The sequence below is a fragment of the Shewanella sp. NFH-SH190041 genome, assembly GCF_024363255.1.
Lineage (GTDB): Bacteria > Pseudomonadota > Gammaproteobacteria > Enterobacterales > Shewanellaceae > Shewanella.
Genome location: NZ_AP026070.1, coordinates 2,627,218 through 2,653,568 on the forward strand (window position 1 = coordinate 2,627,218; position 26,351 = coordinate 2,653,568).

At 46.7% G+C, this 26,351-nt stretch carries 19 protein-coding genes and 1 other annotated feature; of the genes, 15 read left to right on the plus strand and 4 right to left on the minus strand.

Features of this window, described 5'->3' with window-relative positions:
• Nucleotides 1–45: 45 nt before the first annotated feature.
• On the plus strand, nucleotides 46–1,314 hold the full coding sequence (locus NFHSH190041_RS11715) for a lipopolysaccharide biosynthesis protein (RefSeq protein WP_261922021.1): 1,269 nt from the start codon (nucleotides 46–48) through the stop codon (nucleotides 1,312–1,314).
• An 83-nt stretch (nucleotides 1,315–1,397) separates the two neighbouring features.
• On the opposite strand, the gene NFHSH190041_RS11720 is transcribed toward NFHSH190041_RS11715, so the two are convergent.
• Both NFHSH190041_RS11720 and NFHSH190041_RS11725 read right to left on the minus strand, forming a co-directional pair.
• Nucleotides 1,398–3,770 carry a diguanylate cyclase domain-containing protein gene (locus tag NFHSH190041_RS11720; RefSeq protein ID WP_261922022.1) on the minus strand — a complete coding sequence of 791 codons (2,373 nt, stop codon included), beginning with the start codon at nucleotides 3,768–3,770 and terminating at the stop codon, nucleotides 1,398–1,400.
• Between the two features lie 456 nt (nucleotides 3,771–4,226).
• Nucleotides 4,227–4,700, minus strand: a complete 474-nt coding sequence (locus tag NFHSH190041_RS11725; RefSeq protein WP_261922023.1) for a rhodanese-like domain-containing protein — start codon at nucleotides 4,698–4,700, stop codon at nucleotides 4,227–4,229.
• 210 nt (nucleotides 4,701–4,910) lie between these two features.
• Between NFHSH190041_RS11725 and NFHSH190041_RS11730 the strand changes: the two genes are divergently transcribed.
• Nucleotides 4,911–5,795, plus strand: a complete 885-nt coding sequence (locus NFHSH190041_RS11730; RefSeq protein ID WP_261925107.1) for an IS1595 family transposase — start codon at nucleotides 4,911–4,913, stop codon at nucleotides 5,793–5,795.
• A gap of 407 nt (nucleotides 5,796–6,202) precedes the next feature.
• Nucleotides 6,203–7,003 carry a hypothetical protein gene (locus tag NFHSH190041_RS11735; RefSeq protein ID WP_261922024.1) on the plus strand — a complete coding sequence of 267 codons (801 nt, stop codon included), beginning with the start codon at nucleotides 6,203–6,205 and terminating at the stop codon, nucleotides 7,001–7,003.
• A gap of 4 nt (nucleotides 7,004–7,007) precedes the next feature.
• Here the strand turns inward: NFHSH190041_RS11735 and NFHSH190041_RS11740 are convergent, their stop codons facing one another.
• Complete coding sequence (locus NFHSH190041_RS11740; RefSeq protein ID WP_410010876.1) at nucleotides 7,008–8,951, minus strand: ATP-dependent DNA helicase; 1,944 nt, start codon at nucleotides 8,949–8,951, stop codon at nucleotides 7,008–7,010.
• A 515-nt stretch (nucleotides 8,952–9,466) separates the two neighbouring features.
• Nucleotides 9,467–9,582 (plus strand) — a sequence feature (His leader region).
• Between the two features lie 94 nt (nucleotides 9,583–9,676).
• On the opposite strand from NFHSH190041_RS11740, the gene hisG reads away from it, so the two are divergent.
• The 12 genes from hisG to NFHSH190041_RS11800 all read left to right on the plus strand — a co-directional run bounded on the left by hisG (nucleotide 9,677) and on the right by NFHSH190041_RS11800 (nucleotide 24,657).
• Nucleotides 9,677–10,651 (plus strand): ATP phosphoribosyltransferase, encoded by a 975-nt coding sequence (gene hisG, locus NFHSH190041_RS11745; protein WP_261922025.1) that lies wholly within the window; start codon nucleotides 9,677–9,679, stop codon nucleotides 10,649–10,651.
• A 5-nt stretch (nucleotides 10,652–10,656) separates the two neighbouring features.
• Complete coding sequence (gene hisD / locus NFHSH190041_RS11750; RefSeq protein ID WP_261922026.1) at nucleotides 10,657–11,946, plus strand: histidinol dehydrogenase; 1,290 nt, start codon at nucleotides 10,657–10,659, stop codon at nucleotides 11,944–11,946.
• Complete coding sequence (hisC, locus tag NFHSH190041_RS11755; RefSeq protein WP_261922027.1) at nucleotides 11,943–13,217, plus strand: histidinol-phosphate transaminase; 1,275 nt, start codon at nucleotides 11,943–11,945, stop codon at nucleotides 13,215–13,217. Before hisD ends, hisC begins: the two co-directional genes overlap by 4 nt.
• An 84-nt stretch (nucleotides 13,218–13,301) precedes the next feature.
• Nucleotides 13,302–14,492: a bifunctional histidinol-phosphatase/imidazoleglycerol-phosphate dehydratase HisB gene (hisB, locus tag NFHSH190041_RS11760; RefSeq protein WP_261922028.1), complete on the plus strand. Its 1,191-nt coding sequence runs from the start codon at nucleotides 13,302–13,304 to the stop codon at nucleotides 14,490–14,492.
• Complete coding sequence (gene hisH / locus NFHSH190041_RS11765; protein ID WP_261925109.1) at nucleotides 14,492–15,202, plus strand: imidazole glycerol phosphate synthase subunit HisH; 711 nt, start codon at nucleotides 14,492–14,494, stop codon at nucleotides 15,200–15,202. Before hisB ends, hisH begins: the two co-directional genes overlap by 1 nt.
• Nucleotides 15,199–15,936, plus strand: a complete 738-nt coding sequence (hisA, locus tag NFHSH190041_RS11770; RefSeq protein ID WP_261922029.1) for a 1-(5-phosphoribosyl)-5-[(5-phosphoribosylamino)methylideneamino]imidazole-4-carboxamide isomerase — start codon at nucleotides 15,199–15,201, stop codon at nucleotides 15,934–15,936. The genes hisH and hisA overlap by 4 nt, the downstream gene beginning before the upstream one ends.
• On the plus strand, nucleotides 15,918–16,724 hold the full coding sequence (hisF, locus tag NFHSH190041_RS11775) for an imidazole glycerol phosphate synthase subunit HisF (protein ID WP_261922030.1): 807 nt from the start codon (nucleotides 15,918–15,920) through the stop codon (nucleotides 16,722–16,724). The genes hisA and hisF overlap by 19 nt, the downstream gene beginning before the upstream one ends.
• Nucleotides 16,725–16,767: 43 nt before the next feature.
• Nucleotides 16,768–17,508 carry a bifunctional phosphoribosyl-AMP cyclohydrolase/phosphoribosyl-ATP diphosphatase HisIE gene (gene hisIE, locus NFHSH190041_RS11780; protein WP_261922031.1) on the plus strand — a complete coding sequence of 247 codons (741 nt, stop codon included), beginning with the start codon at nucleotides 16,768–16,770 and terminating at the stop codon, nucleotides 17,506–17,508.
• An 831-nt stretch (nucleotides 17,509–18,339) separates the two neighbouring features.
• The gene (locus tag NFHSH190041_RS11785) at nucleotides 18,340–20,082 is read left to right on the plus strand and encodes a pyridoxal phosphate-dependent decarboxylase family protein (protein ID WP_261922032.1); all 1,743 of its coding nucleotides are present in this window, start codon (nucleotides 18,340–18,342) and stop codon (nucleotides 20,080–20,082) included.
• A 77-nt stretch (nucleotides 20,083–20,159) separates the two neighbouring features.
• On the plus strand, nucleotides 20,160–21,596 hold the full coding sequence (gene gadC, locus NFHSH190041_RS11790) for a putative glutamine/gamma-aminobutyrate antiporter GadC (RefSeq protein ID WP_261922033.1): 1,437 nt from the start codon (nucleotides 20,160–20,162) through the stop codon (nucleotides 21,594–21,596).
• 50 nt (nucleotides 21,597–21,646) lie between these two features.
• A complete protein-coding gene (gene gadC / locus NFHSH190041_RS11795) occupies nucleotides 21,647–23,059 on the plus strand; it encodes a putative glutamine/gamma-aminobutyrate antiporter GadC (RefSeq protein ID WP_261922034.1) in 1,413 nt (470 codons plus the stop codon).
• Nucleotides 23,060–23,493: 434 nt separating this feature from the next.
• The gene (locus NFHSH190041_RS11800) at nucleotides 23,494–24,657 is read left to right on the plus strand and encodes an aromatic amino acid transport family protein (protein WP_261922035.1); all 1,164 of its coding nucleotides are present in this window, start codon (nucleotides 23,494–23,496) and stop codon (nucleotides 24,655–24,657) included.
• A 154-nt stretch (nucleotides 24,658–24,811) separates the two neighbouring features.
• On the opposite strand, the gene NFHSH190041_RS19670 is transcribed toward NFHSH190041_RS11800, so the two are convergent.
• Nucleotides 24,812–25,780 carry a sensor domain-containing diguanylate cyclase gene (locus tag NFHSH190041_RS19670; RefSeq protein WP_315972940.1) on the minus strand — a complete coding sequence of 323 codons (969 nt, stop codon included), beginning with the start codon at nucleotides 25,778–25,780 and terminating at the stop codon, nucleotides 24,812–24,814.
• Nucleotides 25,781–26,351: the final 571 nt, after the last annotated feature.

Here is a 26,351-nt window from a genome sequence, read left to right on the forward strand (position 1 = left end):
TAGGGCATTGCCCCCTACACTGCGCGCTCATTTCAGGGAGCCTTCATGTCACAGTATTCTATCTCCGCACTTAAACGTGTCTTTATTCAAGGCATAGGAGCCACACTGCTCAGCATTGCGCTGGGGTATGGTTTTAAAATTTATCTTGCCCAGTGGGTTGCCAGAGATAGCCTGGCGCTGTACCACACAGTGGTGGATGTGATTACCCTCGCGCTGATTGTGATGACGGGGTTTCGCAGCGCCATGGTGGTCAGCTATGCCAGAACCCGTAACGACAGGGATATTATCAATCTGTTCCGCTTCTGCCTGATTGCTGTCGTACTGCTGACGTGGGGGCTGGTACTGCCCTATATTAAACACCGGTTGCATATGAATGTGGCTTACTGGCAACTGGTGGGCATTATTCTTTCCATGGGGCTGAAGATTTACTTTACCAATCAACTGGCCATGTATCGCATGTATGGGATCAGCAACCGTATCACTTGGCTTGATCCGGCACTGCAAATTCTGCTGTTTGCTTTGGGGTATGGCGTCTTGGGTATGTCGCCGCTATCGGCACTGTTTCACAGCTTGATTATCGGTAATTTTCTTATCGCCGTGATGATGTTTATCAGTCGGCGGCGACAGATCCGCACCCATCCGCTACAAGGGGTCATGCTATCGGCAGATCTGAAACAGTTTATGCAGCGCAGTATGACGGCGTCATTGGAAACTGGAGCCAGCATGCTGATGATTTACCTAATGGTACTACTAACAGTACGCTATTTTTCCCTGGAGGAGTTGGGTAATTTTCAGGTTGTCGTCAGACCGGTAATTACTTATATGACCTTACTATTTGTCTTTCCCATCTACCGTTTTGTGCTGCCTGAGCTGGCGGAATATGTCCGCCAACAAAATTATGCGGCTATTGCGGCAATCAAACGTCTGTTGTATCGCTTTGCCTTTGCGGTCAGTGCCGTATTTTTCCTGTTGATGTTATTCTGGGGACGGCAGCTAGTGCACTGGCTATATCCTGCTGAATACCACGGCGCAGCCATTGTCCTGATCCACTTTGCCGCCTTTTTTGTTCTGATGATACTCAACGCCTTTCAGCTGGCCTTTATCAAAGCCCATAACGGCTTTATGCCCAGTCTGCTGATCCGTATCAGTGGACTTGTCTCCCTCTTAGCAGCGTTTTACTTACTACGACAATATTCAGGCAATGTGGTCAGTGTGATTTTGGCGCTAGGGTGTGGGTATGGCGTGATGTTTATTCTAAGTGGCTATTATGAGCGCAGATTATTGGCCAGGACACCAGCAGCACAACACCACTAAGTAGTCTTAGGAATTGTCAGAGGCAGACTATGTACCTAAGTTATCGATATTACCTAAGGTAACAACATCACCATCGCAAAGACTTAAGGTTTTAAGTCAGAAAGTGCAAGTTCCGGAGCAAGGCAGAGGCGATTACGCCCAGTCTGCTTGGCCCGGTATAGCGCCTTGTCGGCAGCAGTAATCAAAGCACTTATCTGTGACTGCACATTCATATCCGTACGTTCAGTGCGACTTTGTCGTTCAGGATAACAGCTGGCCTGCCCAATACTGACGGTCACATAAGGGCTACCGGACTGATTTTGCCCATGGCGAATCGCCAACCCGACAATAGCCTGACGCAAACGATGAGCAACTCTTGCGCCCCCATCGCTGTCAGTTGCGGGCAGGATCAAAGCAAATTCTTCCCCACCATAACGCGCCACCAAATCGCCCCTTCGGCCGATACTCTCAACCATGGCAGCGGCCAATTTGATCAAACAATCATCCCCGGCACGATGGCCATAAAGGTCATTGAAACGTTTAAAACTATCAACATCGACCATCAACAACGTCAAGGGTTGCCCTGTACGTTGCAATTGCTGCCAGTCAGCATAGAGTTGCCGGTCAAAACAGCGTCGGTTAGCAATGCCGGTCAAACCATCAAGAAAACTGAGTCGCTCTAGCTCCCGAGATTGAGTTTCCAACTCCCGGTTCAAGGCGGCAATAAAATGCAACAGCCGCCCCAACACTCGGGCATGAGAGCTAACATATTTGTCCACAGTGCCATCGGGCAACACCGGCAACTGCGTCGGCATGCTTGGCTGTTTGGCGCTCTGACATGTCGTCAGCGGCCCTTCCCTAAAGCCCACTGCCACCAAACTCATGTTCAACAAGGGTTGATCACGACAGATTTCGGTCACGGTATAAAAGCCATTGGTCGGAGCAATTCGCTGGAAACTTAAAGTTTCGGGCTTTACTTCATCAAGCAAAACAAAGCGGCGACAGCCACAACTAAACAACAAAATGCTCTGGGCGCCAAAATCACTCAATACCTGATTCAAACTTTCCAGCTGACACTGCAATAGTTGGGGGTAAACAAAGCCCATGGCAAACTCACTTCCCAACGGCATGCGGCTAAGAAACTGTAAACTGCCATCTGCACCAGCCGCAACCGGTACTCGCGCTACCAGCCCGGCGCGATCTGACTGACGGCGCTGGCGCAACATCATATCCGCTTCAGTATCGCTTGGCCGTTTCTCACCAGATACTCGGCCAGATAGCGGCGCACACTCCGTAGTGGGATGAACCGCCTGAGCAGCCGAGGATTCCACTTTATTTATGCTTAGCCCATTGCCAGAGCCACTGGTTGAAGCAGCCACAGCGCAATCAATGGGAGTATCAGTCGAAGGCTGCCCAGCAACATCTGAGCTGATATCAGCGCTCGCAGCGATGGTCTCAGCCATCCAGTCAGGCTCATTATCCCTTGGATGAGGCCAGATATCGGCAGGCAAAGGTGACAAAGCAACAGACCGCCCGGTCAATTGCCCAGCGTGGGCCAACAACGGAAAACCCAGCGCATTGGAGAAAAACGCGTCATCCCCTTCAATCCCTAACAGCTGCCGATACACCTGTTGTGCAGGTTGATGATTAATCTCCTGCACCGTCCCACCAGAAGATGCTGTCACCCGCAATGGGGTATGGGTCATAGTGCGCCATCCCAGCATACTGTCGGTAAAGATGGAGAGCGCCTCACCACAAAAAGCCAACGCCAGTACTGCCTGTTCATCGGGAAGAATTAACCGTTGACTCACATCAGCTTCAGACTCATCACTTTGTGCAACGATAAAATCAGCCGGATAAGCACCAAATACAGCGGTATGGCTAAGGCCATAATCTCCTGCGCCGCCACCAAACAAACAATAATCAGCGCCCTGCTGAGTCAATGCCGATAATAGCGCCGATAAATCCGCGGCAATGGGATTACCCAGCAGCATCACACCTTTGACCGGGCCATGACGGCCAGATACAACAGGTTTTTTTTCAGATTGCGACACATCTGAGTTAGCCGCATTATCATTGACCTTTGCAAGTTGTTCAGCCAAGCGCAGCCCCGTATCGGTTTCTGAGCCCGGCGCACAAGGCAGTAATAATGGCAGTACGGTTGCAGTGGGAAAAAATAATGCCGTTATCACGGTGCGACCGACATGGGTTTCACCCTGTAAAATCTCACCGGTGGACGTCGCACCAGCAACACAAGCCCGAGGCATACAGGCAGCAGCATCGCGGCATAAATCCGTCATCCATTCAGGTTGAGATGAGGCGGTAAAGATTAGCAGTAACGTTGTCCCCGCACAGGCATACTGACGCTGACAATCTGGCGACTGTAAAAATATCGCCAAAGCACCCTGCTCGGTAATATCGGCAGACAAGGTCACAATTGTGTCAATAGTGGAAGATATGGAGGTTAGCTCTGTCATTACATCCCGCCCGGTTCCGTCTTACTTCATGGTATTCACCCGGCAGTCCATGCCAAACAGGCCCATTGAAAAAACAACCTAAATGATTTTGAGCGGCGCTTGCCACCCGCTTTAATGTACCGCGGCTCACTACCCTATCAGGGTTATCCCTTTATTTTTTCGCCAGCATAACACCTTCATTCTCTGTTGTAGAGCCTCAAACGGGTTAGAAAAGATACGCTCATCAGTAAAAGAAAACTCACAATAAGATTAACCAACCTGCAGCAATAAGAAATACAGAGAGTTAACTTAGAAATGACAATATGGCGGGTAAAAAAACGTCATAAAAAATGCAGCCGTTTCCGGCTGCGAAATAAAGCAGGGCTTACCTAAGGAGAAATAAGCAAAGATGAGAGTAAAAAAATTCACCTTGGGGTATACACTGAGCCGATTGCGCTCCGAGCATCCCCACTAAGGCTAATGGGCTTCTTTCGGGCCCAAAAAGGCGGATAATCCCTTAAAACCACCTTTTAAGATCAAAACATTGTCAAAGCCTGCGTGACGCAGCGCTGTGCCAACGGCCGTAGCTCGGGCACCGGACTTACACACCAAAACCACAAGTTTATCCCGCGGCAACTTGGCCAGATTATCAGGCTCAAACACCTGATCTGCTGCAATGCTTAATGCACCCGGCAATGTTAATCCATACACGGACATCTCTGCCTCAGTACGAATATCCAACGCCACCATCGCTTTACCGGCTTTCGCCGCCGATATAAATGCCCCCGGACTCATCAGGCCAAGCGCCTGACCTGCTGATGGGCCTTTCACCCCGGCAAACAATTGCTGGTAACTTTGCGCCAGTTCCCGGTCATACGCTTGCGCCGCAGTACTGACCAGACCCGCACATAATAGCATCACCAAACCAAGCCCTTTGCTGGACTTTTCCATAGTGGGTATCACTCCTTTGTTTCCTGTTTTGAACGGCTTAATTAAATAACGATGCTTTCATCCAGCTCAATAGACAGACGTCACAATTTCAGCCGGGATAAATTATCAAAGCGATGTGAAAATACCGATGAAAAATAAACATGCCTATGCACCTCGGTCAGTTTGGGCGTAATATAGAATCATAAATCGCTTCTTGTGGAGGGTTTTATGATGAACATGTCAGAAATGAGTTTTATAGATTGGCAACGTCAATTTTATTCAGAAAATGCCTGTCTTGATTACCTGAAAATGCAGCGATGGCCGGATGGATTTATCTGCCCTAAATGTGGTCATCGTCAAGCCTATCAAATCCATACCCGTGAGCTTTATGAATGCTGTCAGTGCCATAAGCAAACATCCGTGACATCTGACACGCTGTTTCACGGCACGCATATCCCGCTGTCTAAATGGTTTACGGCCATTTATTTTATAGGGTCAGACAAAGGCGGAATATCAGCATTACGGCTCAAAAAGCTCATTGAAGTTAACTGGCGAACGGCAAGGTTGATACTGAAAAAATTGCGTATCGCAATGGGGCACAGAGACAGACTGTATTGGTTATCTGGCAACATAGAATTGGATGATTGCTTGGTTGGCGGCAAACAAAAAGGTAAACGTGGTCGAGGCGCGGCAGGGAAAACACCGATAATTGTGGCCGTTGAAACCCAAGGTGAACGAGCCGGCTATATTGCCATGCAGGCTGTTAACCGTATCAGCCACCAAAGTGTCGAGCAATTTGTGCAAGCGCATATTCTCCCCAATCAATATGTTCGCTCAGATGGGCTACGTGCATTGACTATCATTGATAAAACCCAGCATCACGAAGCCAGAGTGACGCCGAAAGAATTGGTTGATGAGTGGCTCCCGTGGGTACATATCGCCATTAGCAACCTGAAAACATTTATTCAGGGCACATTCCACGGAATATCCAAAAAATATGTACAGGAATACCTCAATGAGTTCATTTATCGTTTTAATCGCAGAAGAATAGAAAAACAAATTCCTATGCGGCTGTTAAATATAGCTATTTTTCATTCACCTATGAACTCATGCTGAGCAAAGTGCATAGGCATGAAAATAAAAGAAAAATAAATTAGATTTCCCACTGATTTTTAGCCTTTTTTAGCGCTAAAAAACTACCATACACTCTTTCTCAGCATATCTTGCTGGTATTTTTGTCGGGATGAAAAAACGGCTTAGATTCGCGAAATGGCCATTAAATAAATACCCTTGAATAAAAAGCCATTTTTCAGCAAATTTTTATATTTTTAGCGCTATCATGCTTAGAAAACACCGCGCCAAGTTCATTTTTTAAGCACCACCTCCATTTATGGTGGTTTTTATCTTCAGGCGATAAGTTATCGACAACGCCCTAAACAGAGGAAATGGGATCCGGCGCACAGCGCTTCAAGCCACCCCCATATTATAAGATCCTAATTTTTAGGACAATTTGGAGCGTTACCATGAAGTATTCTCTGCTGGCCTGCGCCACATTCATGTCGCTGTGCTGCTCCCCAGCGGCCTTTGCCTGGGACTGGCGCGTTGAAACCGGCGTACATGATTTTATTGTTAATCAAGCCGACTCCCATACTCCGGGCATTAATGCCACTTTCAGCTTTATTCACCCCTTGGGCTCCAAGAGCAAATTGATGGGAGATATCGCCCTCTATTATGATCATGACAAAGATAAGCTGGACCCGGATCATATTCCCATCTGGTTCAGCTCTTCCTATCTACTGAGTCAAGAATGGCTAAGGCTAAGCCCCTATACCAGTTTTGGTGGCCAGCTGATGTTATCGGGACGGCGCAACACCGTCAGTGGGATCGAAAAACAGTTTAAGGTCTTTCCCGGAATGGCCGTTTCCTATGATGACGGTCGGATCATGGCCAATGTTGATCTGTCCTTTGGCTATTACTTAATGGAATTAGATGATGATGTGCCCAAAACAGCAGGTTATCATCGCGGGGAATTTAGCCATGACGCAGGAGCTTTCAGTGCCGGGATCGCCACGCATCTGCAATTAAGCCAATCTCTCGCCTTTATCGGCTCCGCCCGTAATTGGCATGATGGCAATGACTGGCTGGAGTACCGCTACAGTGGTGGTTTTACTCTGCATCACTCCGCCTGGCAACCGGGCACATTACTGCAACTTGAAGCCGTATATCACCAATATAATCTAGCGCCTTATAACCGCGGCGATGTACCTATTTTGCCCTGGAATCGGGATTTGAAACTGCAGTTGGGATTTAGCTTTGCCCTGTAACTTTTCAGAGTTTTCGTAAAAAGCGCAATGCCCGCTCCAAATCCCGAGTGCGATGCATCGGAGGCAGGGATGCCACAAAATCCTTACCATAGGGACGATTAACAATCCGGTTATCACACAGGATCAGCACGCCGCGATCTTTCTCATCGCGGATCAAGCGCCCCGCGCCTTGTTTAAGCGCAATAATGGCCTGAGGCAGAGATATTTCAGCAAAAGCATCGCCACCACGGCGAGTGACGGCGTCAGCTCGCGCTTTATACAAGGGGTCATCCGGAGAGCCAAACGGCAATTTATCGATAATCACACAACTGAGCAGGCGGCCACGGACATCAACCCCCTCCCAGAAACTGCCGGTTCCCAACAATACCGCATTGCCTAACTGACGAAATTTTTGCAGCAAACTTTGTTTTCCACCCTGCCCTTGCACCAGCACTGGCTGCAGCAATCGCGCCCGCAGCCCCTGAGCCACCAGCTCCAGCATACGATGGCTGGTAAACAGAATAAAAGTACGGCCATCAGCCGCTTCCACCACCTTGATACAAAGTTCAATCAGCTGCCGCACCGCCATTGGGGTATTAGCAACATTCCCCAGATGGCGTGGTACACAGAACATGGCTTGGCGGCGATAATCAAATGGACTGTCCAAAACCACTGTTTTCGCGGTTTCAATACCCATTGCCCGGGTAAAATGCTCCAGGGAGCGATTAACTTGCAAGGTGGCGGATGTAAAAATCCAGCGACACTGAGGGTCAAACAACTCACGGCACTGTTTTGCCACATCAATTGGCGCAATCCGTAGCCTTGCCTGGGCACCATTGAGATCCACCCCATAAGCTGCCTGTTGCTGCTCACAGGCAAAAAAACGTCGAAAGTCATCGGTCTGAGTCTGTAAACGCTGGGCAAGATGATCTAATTCATCATGGCGGCCAAGATGGGCTTGCATCACTTGATACAGGGCATCAAGTTCGGTAATCAGTCCCCAACTTAACAAGTTCATCTGTCGGTCAGCCAATACCGTACGCCAGTCACTGACCTGACGTTCAACCAACGCCAAATACCATTCCTGTAGTGCCTGCTGTGAGCGCAATGCCAATTGCCCCAGCTGCCCGGTATCTTTCATGTCACTGCGATAGAGCCCATGGATCCGTCCCAGCAGATTGGCCAGACTATGGCCTGAGCATTGACTGCCAAAATAACTGACGGCAATATCTGGCAGCAGATGAGCCTCATCAAAAATCACCACATCGGTATGGGGCAACACCTCAGCAAAACCGGTATCTTTCATCACCCGATCAGCAAACAGCAGATGGTGGTTTACTACAATCAGCCGCGCTTCCATCGCCCTTAGCCGGGCTTTGCGGCTATAACAGGCGGCATAATAATCACAGCGCTGACCAATACAGGTTTCTCGGGTACTGCGCACCAAATCCAGCGCAGCAGAAGTTTCTGACACAGAAGTCACACTGTCCAGATCGCCATCTTTGCTCATCCCGGCCCATTGATTGAGCCTGAGCATATCATCCATCACCCCAGCATCACGGCTACTTATCTGTTCCAGCTGTTTTGCCAACCGCCACTGGCAAAGATAATTATTGCGCCCTTTGAGCAGCGCTAAACGCGGGTGCAGATCCAACATTGAGAGCAGCAGGGGTAAATCTTTATAAAACAATTGCTCCTGCAAATTTTTACTGCCGGTACTGACGATGACTGACTGGCCTGATAGTAGCGCGGGGATCAAATAGGCAAAGGTTTTCCCCACGCCAGTGCCTGCTTCCAGCACCAGGTTATCCTCGCCAGCCAAGCATTGTGCCACTGCCGCGGCCATCTCAGACTGAGGCGCTCTGGGTTTATAGCCTTGAATATGACGTGACAGCACGCCGCCAGTTGCAAAAACATCCGCAACCCGGCGCTCTAGTGATGAAAGTGAACCAACAAGATTCTGTGACAAACTGTTATCCCGGCAAGCGGCAGCAAAAGGAGCGGCATTATAGCAATCCCAATGCCCCAACACATCTGCTAGGGTTTGCTGACCTTTCAAGTTTTTTTGCAGCGATTTGCGGGGACTTTATACCAGGCAGAGGTTGGATAGGTAGTTGCGTTACCTGATAAACCGATAACGCAGTAGAAAGAAGCCTCAAACACTGCCTGACGGGGCTGGCTAAAAGCGTTTTAATCGCAAAAGGTCAACAGACCCTAGTATGCGCCCTATGGGTGTCAAATATCACCAACTGCCAGTCATAACGGCCAACATCATTGGCTGTTTTTATATACTGCTCATTTTATGCTTGCCTGATGTACTAAAATCCATTAGCGTAAAAAAGGTGAACAAAAAACAATCTATTTGTTCACTCAGCACATCAACGCTGAGCACAATAAACGCAAAGCTTAAATTTGAAATAATGCACATCAAAAGCAACGGATCAAAAGTAACTGAAGGACAGCCATCATGACAACAGCATTCAACCATCATCATCACCATTTTTGCTAGCCTTCGGTCGCTGGCCGCCGGAGGTTATCTCTTCCGGCGGTGAATCAGATTTCAGTATTTAACCCCCGGAAATTTCTGGGGGTTTTTTATTGCCCCCTATCTGCCAGCACAGTTTGAATTTTTCATGATTGCAGCATCACCCCAACACATGCCGCAGCATTGCCATCAACAGACAGGGACAGAGCATGACAACAGCACAGCAGAGCAATGGCCAAAGTAAGCCACCACTCACCACCAGACTTAACCAGCAATCGGGCACAGATAATGACTCCCCACGGCTGCGAATCGCTATCCAGAAATCAGGCCGCCTGGCGCGGGATTCCCAACTGCTTTTACGGCGCTGCGGAGTGAAGTTCAATGTGAATGAACAGCGACTGATCGCCCATGCTGATAATATGCCTCTGGATCTCCTGCGGGTGCGGGATGACGATATCCCGGGGCTGGTCATGGACGGCGTGGTTGATCTGGGAATTATTGGGGAAAACGTGCTGGAGGAAGAGCAAATTGAGCGCCAGCGGCTGGGCAAATCGGCACAATTTACCAAATTAAAACAACTGGATTTTGGTGATTGCCGCCTGTCATTGGCAGTCCCTGATGAATTTAGCTACCGGGATTGTACCAGTCTGGAACAGTGCCGCATTGCCACCTCCTATCCCAATCTGCTGCGGCGTTATCTTGAGCAGCAGGGCGTCAACTACCGGGATTGCACATTAAAAGGCTCGGTCGAAGTGGCTCCTCGAGCTGGTTTAGCCGATGCCATTTGTGATCTGGTCTCTACCGGCGCAACGCTGGAAGCCAATGGGCTCTATGAGGCTGAAGTCATTTTTCAATCCAAAGCCTGCATGGTGCAATCATGCCAAAGCAGTGACAACCGCAGCCAACCCCTTATCGATAAACTGCTCTCCCGTATCGATGGTGTGCTGCGTGCCAGAGAAAGTAAATACATACTACTGCACGCCCCGGCGGGCAAACTCGATGAGATAGTTGCACTACTGCCCGGAGCAGAAAACCCCACTATTCTGCCCCTAAGCGGCAGTAGCGACACCTTCGCCGTCCATGCTGTCAGCAGTGAAGATCTGTTTTGGGACACGATGGAAGCCCTAAAAGCTTTGGGTGCCAGCTCCATACTGGTAATGCCAATTGAAAAGATGATGGGGTAACACAAATGCAGATATATGATTGGCAACAACTCACCACCACGCAGCAGCATACCCTATTATGTCGCCCGGTGGCCAAGCAAACCTCATTAACAACCCAAGTCAGTGCCATTATCCGCCAAGTAGCCGAGCAAGGAGATGCCGCACTACTGGCGTTAACCGAGCGGTATGATGGTATCCGCCCCGAATCTCTCCAGGTATCAGCCCAGACGATTGCCCAAGCGCAGCAGGCCTTACCCCAGCAATTAATCGCTGCCATTGACCAAGCCGCCGCGCAAATTCGCCGGTTCCATGCGGCGCAGCAGGCGCAGGATATCACCCTGGAAACCCTCCCGGGTGTGCGCTGCGAACTGCGCCATGAGCCACTCGCGCGAGTTGGGTTGTATATTCCCGGCGGCAGTGCGCCGCTTATCTCAACAGTACTGATGCTGGGGATCCCCGCGCAACTGGCAGGCTGCTACCAACGAATGTTAATGACCCCGCCGCCGGTACCCCCTGCCATTCTCTATGCGGCATCCCAATGTGGCATCGAGCAGATTTACGCTTGTGGTGGTGCCCAAGCTATTGCGGCGATGGCATTGGGGACAGAAAGCGTACCTCAAGTCGATAAAATTTTCGGCCCGGGTAATGCTTGGGTAACGGAAGCGAAACGTCAGTTAAGTCAGTCATCACAAACCTGCCTCAGTATTGATATGCCAGCAGGCCCTTCGGAAGTGTTAGTGATCGCTGATGCCACCGCCAAAGCCGACTTTGTTGCCGCCGATTTACTTTCCCAGGCCGAGCATGGGGCCGATTCTCAGGTGCTATTGATCACCGACAGCCACACTTTGGCGCAGAACGTGGCCAGTGAGGTGAATATGCAACTTGCCGCCCTGCCTCGGCGAGATATTACCGCGAAGGCATTGGCTCAGAGCCGTATCATTTTCGTTCAGGATATGACGCAAGCCACTGACCTTGCTAATCAGTATGCTCCAGAGCACTTAATCATTCAGACCCAGACACCCAGAGCGTTACTGCCACAACTGCGCGGGGCGGGTTCGATTTTTCTTGGCCCTTATACTCCGGAATCGGTAGGCGACTATGCCAGTGGTACCAACCATGTACTGCCGACCTATGGCTATGCTCGCAGCGTCTCCAGCTTGTCACTGGCGGATTTCAGCCGCCGCTATACGGTGCAAGAGCTCAGTTACCAAGGGCTAAGCACATTGGCCGATACCGTGATGACCCTGGCCGCAGCAGAGCAACTTGATGCGCACCGCAATGCGGTTGCTATCCGCTTGAAGGGAGAGACCTTATGATGCCCCAAAAGCCGACTCCGCAGGCACTAACGCCCAAGCGTTCAACACGCCGGGAAATAACTGACTCCACAGAGAAATTAACCCAAGACGTACGCCAAACAGTATCGCCAGATACTGACCTGGCAGCGACAGCAAAACAGGCCGCTACCTTAGCTGATACCCTGCTTCGCCCGGCGCTGCGTGGGCTTACGCCCTATCAAAGCGCCCGGCGTTGTGGTGGTCAAGGGCATATCTGGCTCAATGCCAATGAGTCGCCATTTAATAACAGCGAACTGGTCGGAGCCAACCGCTACCCTGAATGTCAGCCACCTGAGTTAACATACGCGTATAGCCGTTATGTGGGCGTCGATGAAGAGTATATTGTTATCACCCGGGGAGCAGATGAAGCCATCGAACTGCTGATCCGCACCTTCTGCACGCCGGGGCAAGACAACATAGGGCAGTTTTCCCCCACCTATGGTATGTATGGCATCAGTGCAGGCTGTGCTGGCGTCGCCGTCAGTGAACTCAGCTGGCCCTTACCTGCGCCAGAGTCTAAGCAGGAGCGGGGGCCAGAAGCACAACTCCCCACTCCCAAAGATAAGCTGGTGTTTTTGTGCAATCCGAATAATCCCACCGGAAAGCGCTATTCCCGCCAACAGATTTGCGCCCTATTACAACATTATCCGGATCGATTGATCGTGGTCGATGAGGCGTATATTGAATTTTGCGCCGAGGATTCCATGGTCTCGCTACTGGGGCGTTATGCCAACTTAGTGGTACTGCGCACCTTATCTAAAGCCTTTGCCTTAGCCGGGATCCGCTGCGGTTTTTTACTGGCCAATCCAGCGATTTGTCAGCAGATACTGCGCATTATTGCCCCTTATCCTATCGCCCTGCCGGTGGCACAAATGGCCACCCGTGCGCTCTCCCCGGCGGGTATAGCCACAATGCAATATCAGGTCAGTTGCCTTAATGCCAACCGCAGCCGCCTACTGACGGTGATGCAACAACTGGGGGCACAGCTAGAGAACAACACGGCGGGCAACTTTGTATTAGCCGATTTCAGTGCCACCCCGACGCGACTGGACAAGGTCAAACAAGCGCTCACCCAAGCCGGTATTGTTGGTCGCAGTTACCAACATCCACAGCTTCGTTATGCTATTCGCCTAAGCGTGGGGGATACAGCGCAGATCAGTAGCGTTATCGCGGCCTTAATGCCCCTGCTGCCTTTGCAGGAGCAAAGCGTAACAGTACATCCGGCAACGGACAGCCCTCAGGCTGACTATTAAAGCTCAAAGTCACCGACTACAAAGTGGCGGTACAGCAGCAATGCAACAACCGCACAGCGACAGAGAACCGACAGGGAAAGCACTATGCAGCAGAAAATCTTATTTATTGACCGTGACGGCACCTTGGTTCAGGAGCCGCCAAGTGACAAACAACTGGACAAGCTGGAAAAGCTTAAACTGGAACCTGGCGTGATCCCCGCATTACTGGCTCTACAACAAGCCGGATTTACTTTGGTCATGGTCAGCAATCAAGACGGACTGGGGACAGAGACGTTCCCTAGCGCGGATTTTATTGCACCACATCAGATGATGATGGAAATTTTCACATCCCAAGGTATCCGCTTTAGCGATGTACTGATCTGCCCCCACACAGAAGCAGACAACTGCAGCTGTCGCAAACCGAAATTGGGACTGGTACAGCCCTACCTTACCGATGGCAAAGTGGACTTTCGTCATTCTTGGGTGATTGGCGATCGGGAAACCGATATGCAATTAGCCCGCGCCATGGGCATTAGGGGACTGCGCTATCTCCCTGCAGATGCTCAATCGTCAATTATTGACGGAAGAATAGATAGTAGTAGCGCTAAAACAAACCTAACTGAGACAAACTGTTCTGAAATAAACAGTACTGAAACAGACAGCATCATAGACACTAGCACAGGACTAGACTGGCCGGGGATCTGCCGATTGCTGCTGGGCAATAATCGCCGTGCCACGGTAAAACGTACCACCCGAGAGACAGATATACGGGTGACGGTGGAGCTCGACCGTCCCGGTCACAACCGTATTCAGAGCGGAATTGGCTTTTTCGACCATATGCTGGAGCAGATCGCTACCCACGCCAATATCTCTCTTAATATTGATGTCAGCGGCGATCTGCATATTGATGATCACCACAGCATCGAAGACACAGCACTCGCACTGGGGCAAGCTTTGCGACAAGCATTAGGGAATAAAACCGGAATTGGCCGCTTCGGCTTCAGCCTGCCGATGGATGAAGCGCGAGGAGAATGCCTGCTGGATCTATCTGGCCGACCATGGTGCCAAGTTAATGCCAAGTTCAGTCGGGATAAAGTGGGTGGTCTGTCCACGGAAATGGTGCCACATTTTTTCCGCTCTTTAGCCGATGGCCTCGGGGCTACGCTACAGCTCAGCTGTGACGGTGATAATGAGCACCATAAGATAGAGGCACTGTTCAAAGCCCTAGGCCGGGCACTGCGACCGGCACTAGCCCGAAGCGGCGCTGGCCTGCCATCCAGTAAGGGGGTACTGTGATGGTCGCCCAAACCGTTATTATTGATACCGGCTGCGCCAACCTAAATTCGGTTTATGCTGCCTTTACCCGTTTGGGTGTTGAGGTTTGCATCAGTCAGTGTCCCCAGCATATTACCGCAGCTAAGCGAGTGATCCTTCCCGGTGTTGGCAGCGCCGACCCGGCTATGGCGTCATTGCAAGCCAAAGGGCTGCTGCCGGTACTGGCATCCCTCACCCAACCCGTGTTGGGGATCTGCTTAGGTATGCAATTGCTGACCCGCAGCTCCAGCGAAACCCAAACGTCACAAAACACGGCATTATCCAATGGCACAGCATTAATGGGTAATGTCGCCAAATCAGTAGGGCATGCCCCAAACGCCATATTCCCACATGATGTGACTGCGCCAAAATGCACCCCCATGCTGGGGCACATTCCGACTAAGGTGATCGCCCTCAACAGCGCCGGACAACCTTTGCCCCATATGGGCTGGAATACGCTTACCCCATCAGCGCATCCATTGTTTGCCGGTATTACGGCGTCAGATTACTTCTATTTTGTTCACAGTTACTGTGTGCCAATCGGCCCTCATACCTTAGCCGAGAGTCACTATGGCATGGCATTCAGTGCCGCCATCGGTCGGGATAACTGGCTAGGCGTGCAGTTTCATCCGGAAAAAAGTGCTGCGGCAGGCGCCAAGGTACTGCGCAACTTTATGGAGATAAGTGCATGATCATACCTGCAATAGACTTACTCGATGGCCAAATCGTCCGCCTGTATCAGGGAAATTATGCCCGCCAAACCGCATTTGAGCTCCCCCTTAAGCAGCAGTTGCAAGGCTATATTGACCAAGGGGCTCAATGGTTGCACCTGGTGGATTTATCCGGGGCCCGACAACCCGACCAGGCCCAAACCGCTCTGCTACGGGAATTACTCTGTGATCTAAGCGCCAAGGTGCAAGTTGGCGGCGGGATCCGCACTGAAGCTCAGCTGGAAGCCATGCTGGAAGCTGGCGCGGACCGGGTCGTTATCGGTTCAATGGCCGTCACTGCACCCGATACCGTGCAGCAATGGCTGCATAAATATGGCAGCAGTGCCATCTGCCTGGCATTGGATATTCAAATTGATCACCAGGGACAAAAAATTCCGGCGATCCACGGCTGGCAACAGGCTGCAGACACCACATTAGAAAAGTTGATTGACCGCTATCTCACAGCAGGGCTTGAGCATGTATTGGTGACAGATATCAGCCGCGATGGCACCCTCAGTGGTGCCAATACCGCGTTATACCGTGAACTGGCGGCGCGCTATGGACAAATTCACTGGCAAGCCTCCGGTGGCATCGCCACCCTAGAGGATATCAATGACATCAAGCAAAGTGGCGCAGCCGGCGTCATTGTTGGCCGCGCGCTGCTACAAGGCAATTTCAACGTCAAGGAGGCCGTCACATGCTGGCCAAACGTATAGTGCCCTGTCTGGATGTTCGGGATGGCAAAGTGGTTAAAGGAGTACAATTTCGCAATCACAAAGTCATGGGTGATATCCTGCCGTTGGCGCAGCGCTATGCCCAAGAAGGTGCTGATGAGCTGGTCTTTTATGATATCAGTGCCAGTGCCCGGGGACGTTTAACCGACACCAGTTGGATCCAGCGGATTGCTGAGCAAATCGATATTCCATTTTGTGTTGCCGGAGGGATACGCACGGTGGCGCAAGCTCGCGCCATGCTAGCTGCTGGCGCAGATAAAATCTCGATTAATTCCCCAGCGCTATCAGAGCCAGAACTCATCACACGACTACAGGACGAATTTGGCCGCCAATGTATTGTGGTGGGAATTGACTCCCAATTTGATCCTGACACTGGCAGTTACCGGGTAAAGCAGTTTACCGGTGAGCAGTCGGCAACCCGCACCACCAATTGGTATACACAAGATTGGGTGGAACAGGTACAACAACTGGGCTGCGGCGAAATCGTGCTCAATGTGATGGATCAGGATGGAATGCGACAAGGCTATGATATTGACCAACTCAGCCAAATCCGTCAGCTATGTGATGTGCCGCTGATCGCCTCTGGAGGCGCGGGCTGTGCGGCTGACTTTTGCCGCGTATTTCGTGAAGCCAAAGTGGATGCGGCGCTTGCCGCCAGTATTTTTCATCAAGGCACCCTCGCTATTGCTGAATTAAAGCAATTTCTGCTGCAAGAGGGGATCTGCGTGCGACCTGTGACTGATACTAGCCTAGACACAGCTACCCACTGACCGGGCTGAGACCATCAGCATATCCGTAGGAGACATTGATTATATGGTTAAAACAACGCATACCGCTGACACAAACCTCGCTTCAGCAGAGTATCACCCCCTCTATCAGTTGCCGGTAAATTGTGCCGAGAATTTAGCTGAACACGCCGATTTTAACAAAACAGGCGGCCTGTTACCGGCAGTGATCCAAGATACCCTGAGCGGCACCGTATTGATGTTAGGGTATATGAATCACGCCGCACTAGAGCAAACCATCAACAGTGGCTGGGTGACTTTTTTCAGTCGCAGTAAGCAAAGGTTATGGCAAAAAGGAGAGGGCTCAGGTAACAAGCTACGCTGCCTCTCTATCGCGTTAGATTGCGACAACGATGCTCTGCTGCTACAAGCGCTGCCATTAGGACCAACTTGCCACACTGGTGCCCAGAGCTGTTGGCATGATAATGCGGCTGCGCCATTTAGTGAGCAATTAACGCGTTTGATCCGTCAGCGTCATCTTCAACTTCAGCGCACAGGCTCTGATGCCAGTCAATTTGACCCGTCAACTGAGGCCACTAAACCCAGTTATACCGAGTCACTGTTTCAGGCTGGCAGCAAACGTATCGCACAAAAGGTGGGGGAAGAAGGGGTAGAAACCGCGTTAGCCGCCGCAGTGGGCGATAAAGCCGAATTAGTTAATGAAGCGGCCGATCTGCTCTACCACCTGCAAGTACTGTTAGAAGATCAAGCTCTGAGCTTAAGCGACGTACAAAAAGTACTGCTGTGTCGGCACAGCAACATTAGATAAAATGATTTCCCTATCCAATGCAATTTGTAAAGAGCGCCATTAGATGGGGAATGACACTTTAATTAATGATATGCCATACTTATTTTAATAATAATATTTTGGATAACCTTATATACGCAGAATGCTAATTTACTTAATTCTTATGCGGGGTAGAAATATACTGAAATAACAACTCTTCCTTTAGCTAAGGCTTAGCGTTAACTTAAATTCTCTTCGATACAAAATATTAATTTATTCTCCTATTAACTGAATAATTATTCCCGTATTCAAAATCTGAAAAAGTAAATTCCTTTCCAAATGTAAACGATTAACTGATGTTAAATATTCTTACATAAAATAATGAACGGCAATGCCATCACGTCTCCACAGCCCTTTACCACTCTAAAGGCTCAAAACCACCTCACAATAAAACGCCAAAATAAAAACAAAAATAACAACTAATCATCATGGGAATTATCATCATAAATCTTACGAATTTTTAAATTCACACCTATCAAATCAACTAAAAGTTAATTATTCAAAAATGATAGCACAAAGAACTAAATCCACTATTTTCATACGCTTATCGTGCGAAATCCAAGGTAACCCCTATCGGTTATGAGCCCGTCGACTACTAATATTAAACCATTCTTTCTTTAACATTACTTGTAAAACATAATGTTTTACAAGCAGTAAAACACTGCTACTTTGGTTCTCGAACAGTATCGATGTTATATGGTACTGACATTTGTTAACTAGCATCACTGTCGTGAGCCTAAGATTATTCTCTCTCTCAACCCTAGACTATGTCTTCAGTGATTATGTGTATTGATTAGCTTAAGGATTTAAGAAATGAACACATATGAAAAAAATTGGGATGCAAATAGTAAAATTTCAAATGATGCCGCTGGCTGGGCTAAATACAGAAAAGATATGTTAAGTGCTTTTCCTGCTTATTATAATGAGTCATCAGATCCATTAGTATCTGCAATTAATAAAGCAGTAAAAGCAGTTGATCATCTCCGCCCTGAAGCTGAAGGTCCTGCATATTTGGGGAAAAATCCAGAACTAACTATTGATTTTGATCACGTTAAGCATATTAGTATGCCTGAAAAAATGGGCTCAACTGATAAAGTGATACAAGAAACTGTTGCACTATTTGAAGGGTTGCCTAACTGGGGGCATCCATTAACTATGTGTAACGTCATCCCACAAGCTAACACAGTGTCAATTGTTGCTGCTGTTTTATCAGAGATATTTGCACCTAATATTCTAGAAGGTGAATATTCATGGAACGTTCACCGCGCTGAATTAGAAAGTGCTGGGATGTTAGGTAATTTATTTGGTTGGAATCCTGAAAATACAGGTTGTCTCTATACCTATGGCGGCTCAGGTTGCTGGACTTATCATGTAAAATACGCTCTAAGTAGAGTACTACGAGATTCTCGTCAAAAAGGCGTTCGTACAGATGCCAAAGTTATCTGTTCACATCAGGCACACTATACCATGTTAAATAGTACTGACTGGATGGGACTTGGTATGGATAACATAATTAAAGTCCGAACAGATACTCATACAAATGCAATGGACTTAGTTCATTTAGAAGAAATCTTAAAAGATTGTCATGAAAAAGACATTCCTGTGGCATCTGTTGTTTGTACTATGGGAACAACAGATGCTAACGCATTTGATCCTGTTGAAGGGGTACGTAAGTTACTCGACAAATACCCAAATAACGGTGAAAAATATGGTAAAGCTTTACTATATTGCGATGCTGTTGTTGGCTGGGCTTGGGCAGCATTTAAAGAGTATGACTTTACAACTAACCCACTACAATTCTCAAAAGAAATTATTCCATCACTTATCGCCAATGAAAAAGCATTATCAGGTATCCAATTTGCTGATGCCGTTGGGGTTGATTTCCACAAAGTAGGTTGGTCTCCATACGCAAGCAGTTGTTTTGTTTATAAAAACAGCGAAGAGTTTGAAAATCTGCTGAAACGTCCAGGTTCTGCATATTTACAACCTCGCTCTCCCTATAATCCTCTCGACTATACATTAGAAGTCTCCCGAGCTGCGACAGGTTCCCTGGCCGGGTGGGCGACTATGAAATATTTTGGCTATGAAGGATTCCAAGCCATTATGGGTGGGATTTTAGAAGACCAAAACTTCCTACGTAATGTATTGGCATCTCATACTGAAACTGTATGTGTTAACGCAGAAGATCATGGATTAGTCACTCTATTTAGAGCTTACCCTGATGGTATTATTGCAGAAGAGCAATATCGTAAAGAGCTAACAGATCCATCATATAAAGATCAACTTATTCAAAATAATATGTTGACAAAAGCGATAGGAGATAAACTGTACCACTGGTTCCGTGAAGGTAAACAGGTTAATGGACAGTATACACCTTATATTAGTTTTAGTACTGGATTCAGGGTCACTGAATATAATGAAGCAGATACTGATCCAGATGCATATATTTTTGCATTAAAAATATTCCCAATGAATGTTCATATTACTCCTGAAATTATGCGGCATGCTATTGACTGTGTTCTATTAGCAAGGGATGAAGTTTTATCTGAAAAATAACTTCATCATATAATGAAAACACCGGTATTTATACCGGTGTTTTTACCATCCATAATTAAATATTTATGGAGTAAACTATGTCTGATAAAGTTTCAACTGCAAATAAAGCTAAATTAACTGTTGCAACGTTAGCAATTATGAACATTACAACAGTCGTAAGCTTACGGGGATTTTCAGCAGAAGCAGAATATGGCATTACTGCAGTATTTTACTATATCTTTGCAGCTATAGCCTTTCTTATTCCAGTTGCGTTATGTGCAGCCGAATTAGCAACAGGATGGCCTCAAAAAGGAGGGGTGTTTAATTGGGTTAGTAAAGCTTTTGGACATCGTCTGGGATTTTTAGCCATTTATTTGCAATGGTTATCAACTACTATATGGTTTCCAACAGTATTAATTTTCGCGGGTGTTTCATTAGCTTTCATTGGTCCCAATCAAACGTTTGATCAGGCATTGGCTTCTAATCGATTTTATAGTGGCCTTGTAGTTCTTGTTGTATATTGGTTTGCGACATATATTAGCCTAAAAGGATTAAAAACTGCGGCAAAAATAAGTTCACTTGCCGGGTTGGTAGGGACTATTATTCCTGGTGTTATCTTAGTTGTGCTAGCATCAATTTATATATTGGCTGGTAATCCTGTCCATTTTGATCTTTCAATGAAAGATTTTTTCCCAGATTTCACAAATTTCGATAATTTAGTTTTAGCTGCTAGCATATTTTTATTCTTTGCTGGCATGGAGATTAATGCTGTTCACGTTACAGAAGTAGATAACCCTTCAAAAAATTATCCTCTTGCAATTATTAGCGCAACGATTTTCACAGTTGTAATATTTATTTTGGGAACATTGTCAATAGCAACAATTATACCAAAACATGATATCAACTTAGTACAGAGTTTATTAGTTGCTTATGACAAATTATTTGCCCATTTTGGTCTAGGTTGGTTAGGTAATGTTACTGCAGCGGCAATAACACTTGGTGTTTTAGGGCAAATTATTTCTATCATTTCCGGCCCTTCTTCCGGGATATTACAAGTAGGTAGAGAAGGTTATTTACCCTTAGGATTACAAAAAGTAAACAAAAATGGTGTTCAAAAAAATATTTTAATGTGTCAAGGCGCGATTGTTACTGCCCTTGTTATTATTATGACTGTGCTTCCATCAGTTCAAGCGGCTTATCAAATGATAAGTCAATTAGCAGTCGTTCTTTATCTTGGTATGTATATCTTATTATTTTTATCTGTTATTTATCTTCGTTATAAAGAACCTCATACTCCTAGGCCCTATAAGCTACCTGGAGGTATGGTAGGTATGTGGATTATTGCTGGTATAGGTTTAATAGGATCAACCTTGGCATTTGTTTTAAGTTTTATTCCACCATCACAGATTTCTGTTGGCTCTCCTGCCACATATGTAGGGATACTTATTATTGGTGCCTTATTCTTTACATTAATTCCATTTATTATATATTTCTATAGAAAACCTGAGTGGTTAACTGATAAAGAAGATTATTAATAATAAGATGCCTAATTCTAGAAGAGTTAGGCATTTTTTGTGAGAAAAATATGAATATTTCCTCAACAAAAAATGCAAAAATAAGTATTGTGACTTTTTCCCTTATGAATATCACAACCGTTTTAAGCACAAGGGGATTAGCACCAGAAGCGGAATATGGTCTAACATCAATATTCTATTATCTATTTGCTGCAATTTTCTTTCTAATTCCTGTCGCATTAGTCGCTGCAGAATTGGCTACAGGTTGGCCTCAAAGAGGAGGGGTATTTACTTGGATAAAGGCTGCTTTTGGTGAAAAATTTGGATTCTTAGCTATCTATTTACAATGGATAGCAACAACTATTTGCTTTCCAACAATGCTAATATTTATTGCAGTCTCTTTTGCCTTTATAGAACCTGACTATACAAAATGGTTAGCAACAAATAAATATTATACTTTAATTGTAGTATTAGCTGTTTATTGGTTTTCTACATATACTACATCAAAAGGGATCAAATCTGCGGCTAAAATTAGTGCGATATCAGGTTTTATTGGCACTATCATTCCTTTATTTCTTCTAATTACATTGGGTATAGCTTATGTGATATTCAGTCACAACATAAATTTTGTAGTTTCTGAAAATGTCTTACTCCCTGATTTTACAAAGTTTCATAGTTTAGTTCTAGCTGCTAGCGTATTTCTATTCTATTCCGGAATGGAAATTAATGCTGTTCACGTTCAAGAATTAAATAATCCATCTAAAAGCTATCCATTTGCAATTTCAATTGCTTCTATCATAACCGTGATTTTATTAGTGTTAGGAACACTGGCTATTAGTGCGGTAATTCCAAAAGCAAACCTTAATCTCGTTGAAAGCTTATTTGCTACTTATGATACTATTTTTCGTTATTTCCATATTCCATGGATGAGTCATATCATCACCTCATGTATTGCTATTGGAGTTTTTGGACAAGTAACTGTTATCGTCGCTGGCCCTTCTACAGGACTCTTTGCTGTTGGCCAACAGGGGTATTTACCAACGTTACTACAGAAATTTAATAAACATAATGTGCAAATGCCGATTTTATATATACAAGGTATTATTGTTACCGTTTTATCTTTATTACTAATTATATTACCTTCAGTACAATCAACTTTTCAGATATTAGGTCAATTGGCAGCAATATTATATTTATCCATGTATATGCTTATGTTTTTATCTGTTATTTATCTTAGATATAAAGAACCAGAAACACCTAGACCATATAAAATCCCTGGTGGAAAATTTGGAATATGGGTTATAGCTGGAGTAGGTTTTATTGCCAGTTTATTAGCCTTCATTCTAAGCTTTATTCCACCATCACAAATTAATACCGGAAATAGCATTAATTACATTTTCATATTGTTCATATCTACTTTATTATTTATTTCAATTCCATTTGTCATTTTAAAATATAAGAAAAAGAGCTGGTTGAATAATTAGGAACTATTCTGAAACAAGGATGTTTATTTAATTTAGTTATATCAACGTTATCGCTAACATACTCCAACCTTCTGTAATGTGATAAAAATCACACTCGTTAAATAGGTTAAGTCAATAAATCAATTGACTCGCTAAGAAAAAATCAATACCGTAATGTCGAAACAGTACAAAGGTACAGCCATACAATCCGCCAAAAAATGTCAAGCATAGCTTGCTTTTGTGGATGTTAGCTTCTCAATGACAACAACACTCAATACTGATGATTACGCAATGATAAAAACACCTTATTACTATCTGCAGCCACAATGGCGTAGGTAGATTCTCTCCCATCGCCGTTGTGGCCTAAACCGTCCGGTTCAGGGCTTTTCGGCATGTCAATGACACCCTTGCTCTTAACCATCTTTCGCTTTCTATTGGGTTACAAGGGATCTGAAATGCAAAATAATCGATTTTTCGGCAGCTTACTGATTATCTCCGGTACTACCATCGGGGCTGGTATGCTGGCGCTGCCATTGGCCTCAGCAGGCCTTGGTTTTCCACTGGCGGCTCTGCTCATGGTGATTATCTGGGCGCTAATGAGTTATACCGCATTGTTAATGTTGGAACTGCATCAACATGCTCCAGCTGACGCCACACTGCATACCTTAGCCAAACAACATCTGGGCCGGAGCGGACAACTGATCGCCGGCTGCGCCATGTTATTTCTGTTCTACGCCCTGTGCGCGGCCTATATTGCCGGGGGGGCAGAGCAATTATCCGCTAAATTCACCTTTTTCAGCGATACTGGCATACCCCATTGGTTCAGCGCCCTGCTATTAACCGCCATTGTCGCGGGCCTTATCACGCTGGGAACCCGTTCCGTAGATATGATTAACCGGGGGCTGTTCAGTCTGAAAATAATCGCGTTGATCATGATGTTGGCGCTCCTCATGCCTAAAGTCACCCTGCCAAATCTTATCCAAGCACCCGCAGAACAAGGGTTAATTTGGGCCGCCTTACCTGTAGTATTTACCTCTTTTGGCTTTCACGGCTCCATTCCATCAGTGGTGAAATATGTGGGTCTAGATATCCGGGCATTAAAAAAAGTGCTGTTACTTGGTTCTGCCCTGCCGCTAGTTATTTACTGCCTCTGGCTCGGTGCCAGTCAGGGGACATTAGGACAAGCCACCTTGCTGGCTCATCCTGGTCTTAATGGGTTGATCACTGATCTTAGCCAACAAGTACACACCTCTTTTATGGGGAGTATTATCAGTGGCTTTGCCGACTTAGCACTCGCCACATCCTTTCTGGGCGTGGCGCTGGGATTATTTGACTTTATTGCCGATATGAGCAAAAAAAGCCGCCCAATGACTGCACTGCTAACCTTTGTGCCACCACTAGCCTTTGCGCTGTTTTACCCCAATGGCTTTATTACCGCCTTAGGCTACGCCGCCATCGCCTTAGTGGTATTAGCCATATTTTTACCGGTTGCCATGGTATGGCATCAGCGACGCTGCCAGACTGACACTCACGGTCAATATCGCGTATGGGGGGGAAAGCCGGCGCTAACCTGTGCTGTCTTGCTGGGCGTGATTATCATAGCGGCGCAGCTGAGTTAGTCATGATAAGGGAATTATCGGCGGGTAAATAAGCCCGTCAGTTAAACATAAAAAAGCGGGGCAAAGAGTATGCTTTGCCCCGCTCAATTGATAAACATGTTAGCTATTAACCAGATGGGATAACGCCATAGCATTGTCGCTATCACTTGTCAGGTTATGCCATGCGATGATGTTTCTGCCGATACATGGCTTCATCCGCTCGGCGCAACAAACTGTCCAGTCCGCTGAAACTATCTGGGGTAAAGGATGCCTCGCCAATACTGCATGCTAATTGCCAACGGTGACCGGCTGTTGCATTAAAGTTCGTCATCAGGTCTTGCAAACGCGCAATAACCCGCTGGGCAGCAGGCGCGCCGGTTTCATGGGTTAATAACACCACAAATTCGTCCCCGGCTAAACGCGCCACTAAATCAGACTCTCGCACCGCGCGGCTAAGCAGACCAGCAAAGCTCACTAACGCCTCATCCCCAGCGCTATGGCCAAAATTGTCATTGATGATTTTAAAACGGTCCAGATCCAGATAAAGCAAGGTGGCCGACCGACCAGCCCGACGGCATAAGGGCAAGAGGTGCTCAGTTAAATTGGTAAACCCCAATCGGTTATAGAGCCCGGTTAAACTATCAACGGTCGCTAGATGAATACTGGTGATTTCCGATTCAATCAATCGGCCAAAATCAGTCAGATAGCGTTGCTGTTGGCAGGAGAGTTTTCTGGGTCTATGGTCGATCAGGCACAGAGTACCTAAATTAAACCCATCGAATGATTGCAACGGATAGCCGGCATAAAAACGCACAAAAGGGCTACCTGTCACCAAAGGGTTATCGCAAAAACGGGGATCTTTCTTCGCATCAGGCACTACCATGACCTCTCGGCCAGCTATGGCATGGCCACAAAAAGAAATATCTCGGGGTGTCTGCTGACAGTCCGGCAATCCCGTATTGGATTTAAACCACTGTCGATCTTCATCCACTAGGCTCACCAAACAGATGGGTACATTAAAAAAATGCCGCGCCAAACGGGTGATACGGTCAAAACGCTCATCGCCAAAAGTATCCAGTAATCGGGTACTGCGTAAGCGGGCCAGACGCAGAGAATCTTCAATTAATGCCGGGGCGGGCTGCATAGTATTTCACTGATAATAAAGCAAACAGGTCAACAGAATACCACCAGCACCTTGACTCAAGTGATGGGTGTATCGCAAAGATACATTTTGATAAGGCTATCTTTGCACTGTTAAGTAACAGCACAGATAACACCTATGTTCAACATAGCAGAGTGTCTTGTTGCACTTACGATTTGAAGGGCAAACTGCCCACACGCCGCCATCACATATGGTATTTACAAAGTCGCGCTTACCATTTACGCCAATATATAATCCGAACGAATATGTCAGCCTAATTCAGATCAGAAAAATGTTAGCTAAAGATAACGAGTGAGTAGATAGAAAGGGTTAGCAGCTATCCTCTGCAATATATTATTCAGCAATGGCTAATGAAAATACCACAATAATTGTTGGCAATAATATTAATATATAAATCTCATTATAAGACGCAGAGATTTGACATAGATAATTTGCAGTTATATTTTAATGAAAAACAAATATGTCAAGTGGATTCAAGGCGAAAACTCGGTATCTTTAATAAAAACTTACCATCGCGAAATGATATCAATTTGGTATTCATCATTTTTTATAT

Bases quoted from the DNA above. Each gene is read 5' to 3' on its own strand.
- NFHSH190041_RS11715 (WP_261922021.1), top strand. From the start codon at position 46: ATGTCACAGTATTCTATCTCCGCACTTAAACGTGTCTTTATTCAAGGC.
- NFHSH190041_RS11720 (WP_261922022.1), bottom strand. From the start codon at position 3,770: ATGACAGAGCTAACCTCCATATCTTCCACTATTGACACAATTGTGACC.
- NFHSH190041_RS11725 (WP_261922023.1), bottom strand. From the start codon at position 4,700: ATGGAAAAGTCCAGCAAAGGGCTTGGTTTGGTGATGCTATTATGTGCG.
- NFHSH190041_RS11730 (WP_261925107.1), top strand. From the start codon at position 4,911: ATGAACATGTCAGAAATGAGTTTTATAGATTGGCAACGTCAATTTTAT.
- NFHSH190041_RS11735 (WP_261922024.1), top strand. From the start codon at position 6,203: ATGAAGTATTCTCTGCTGGCCTGCGCCACATTCATGTCGCTGTGCTGC.
- hisG (WP_261922025.1), top strand. From the start codon at position 9,677: ATGACAACAGCACAGCAGAGCAATGGCCAAAGTAAGCCACCACTCACC.
- hisD (WP_261922026.1), top strand. From the start codon at position 10,657: ATGCAGATATATGATTGGCAACAACTCACCACCACGCAGCAGCATACC.
- hisC (WP_261922027.1), top strand. From the start codon at position 11,943: ATGATGCCCCAAAAGCCGACTCCGCAGGCACTAACGCCCAAGCGTTCA.
- hisB (WP_261922028.1), top strand. From the start codon at position 13,302: ATGCAGCAGAAAATCTTATTTATTGACCGTGACGGCACCTTGGTTCAG.
- hisH (WP_261925109.1), top strand. From the start codon at position 14,492: ATGGTCGCCCAAACCGTTATTATTGATACCGGCTGCGCCAACCTAAAT.
- hisA (WP_261922029.1), top strand. From the start codon at position 15,199: ATGATCATACCTGCAATAGACTTACTCGATGGCCAAATCGTCCGCCTG.
- hisF (WP_261922030.1), top strand. From the start codon at position 15,918: ATGCTGGCCAAACGTATAGTGCCCTGTCTGGATGTTCGGGATGGCAAA.
- hisIE (WP_261922031.1), top strand. From the start codon at position 16,768: ATGGTTAAAACAACGCATACCGCTGACACAAACCTCGCTTCAGCAGAG.
- NFHSH190041_RS11785 (WP_261922032.1), top strand. From the start codon at position 18,340: ATGAACACATATGAAAAAAATTGGGATGCAAATAGTAAAATTTCAAAT.
- gadC (WP_261922033.1), top strand. From the start codon at position 20,160: ATGTCTGATAAAGTTTCAACTGCAAATAAAGCTAAATTAACTGTTGCA.
- gadC (WP_261922034.1), top strand. From the start codon at position 21,647: ATGAATATTTCCTCAACAAAAAATGCAAAAATAAGTATTGTGACTTTT.
- NFHSH190041_RS11800 (WP_261922035.1), top strand. From the start codon at position 23,494: ATGCAAAATAATCGATTTTTCGGCAGCTTACTGATTATCTCCGGTACT.
- NFHSH190041_RS19670 (WP_315972940.1), bottom strand. From the start codon at position 25,780: ATGCAGCCCGCCCCGGCATTAATTGAAGATTCTCTGCGTCTGGCCCGC.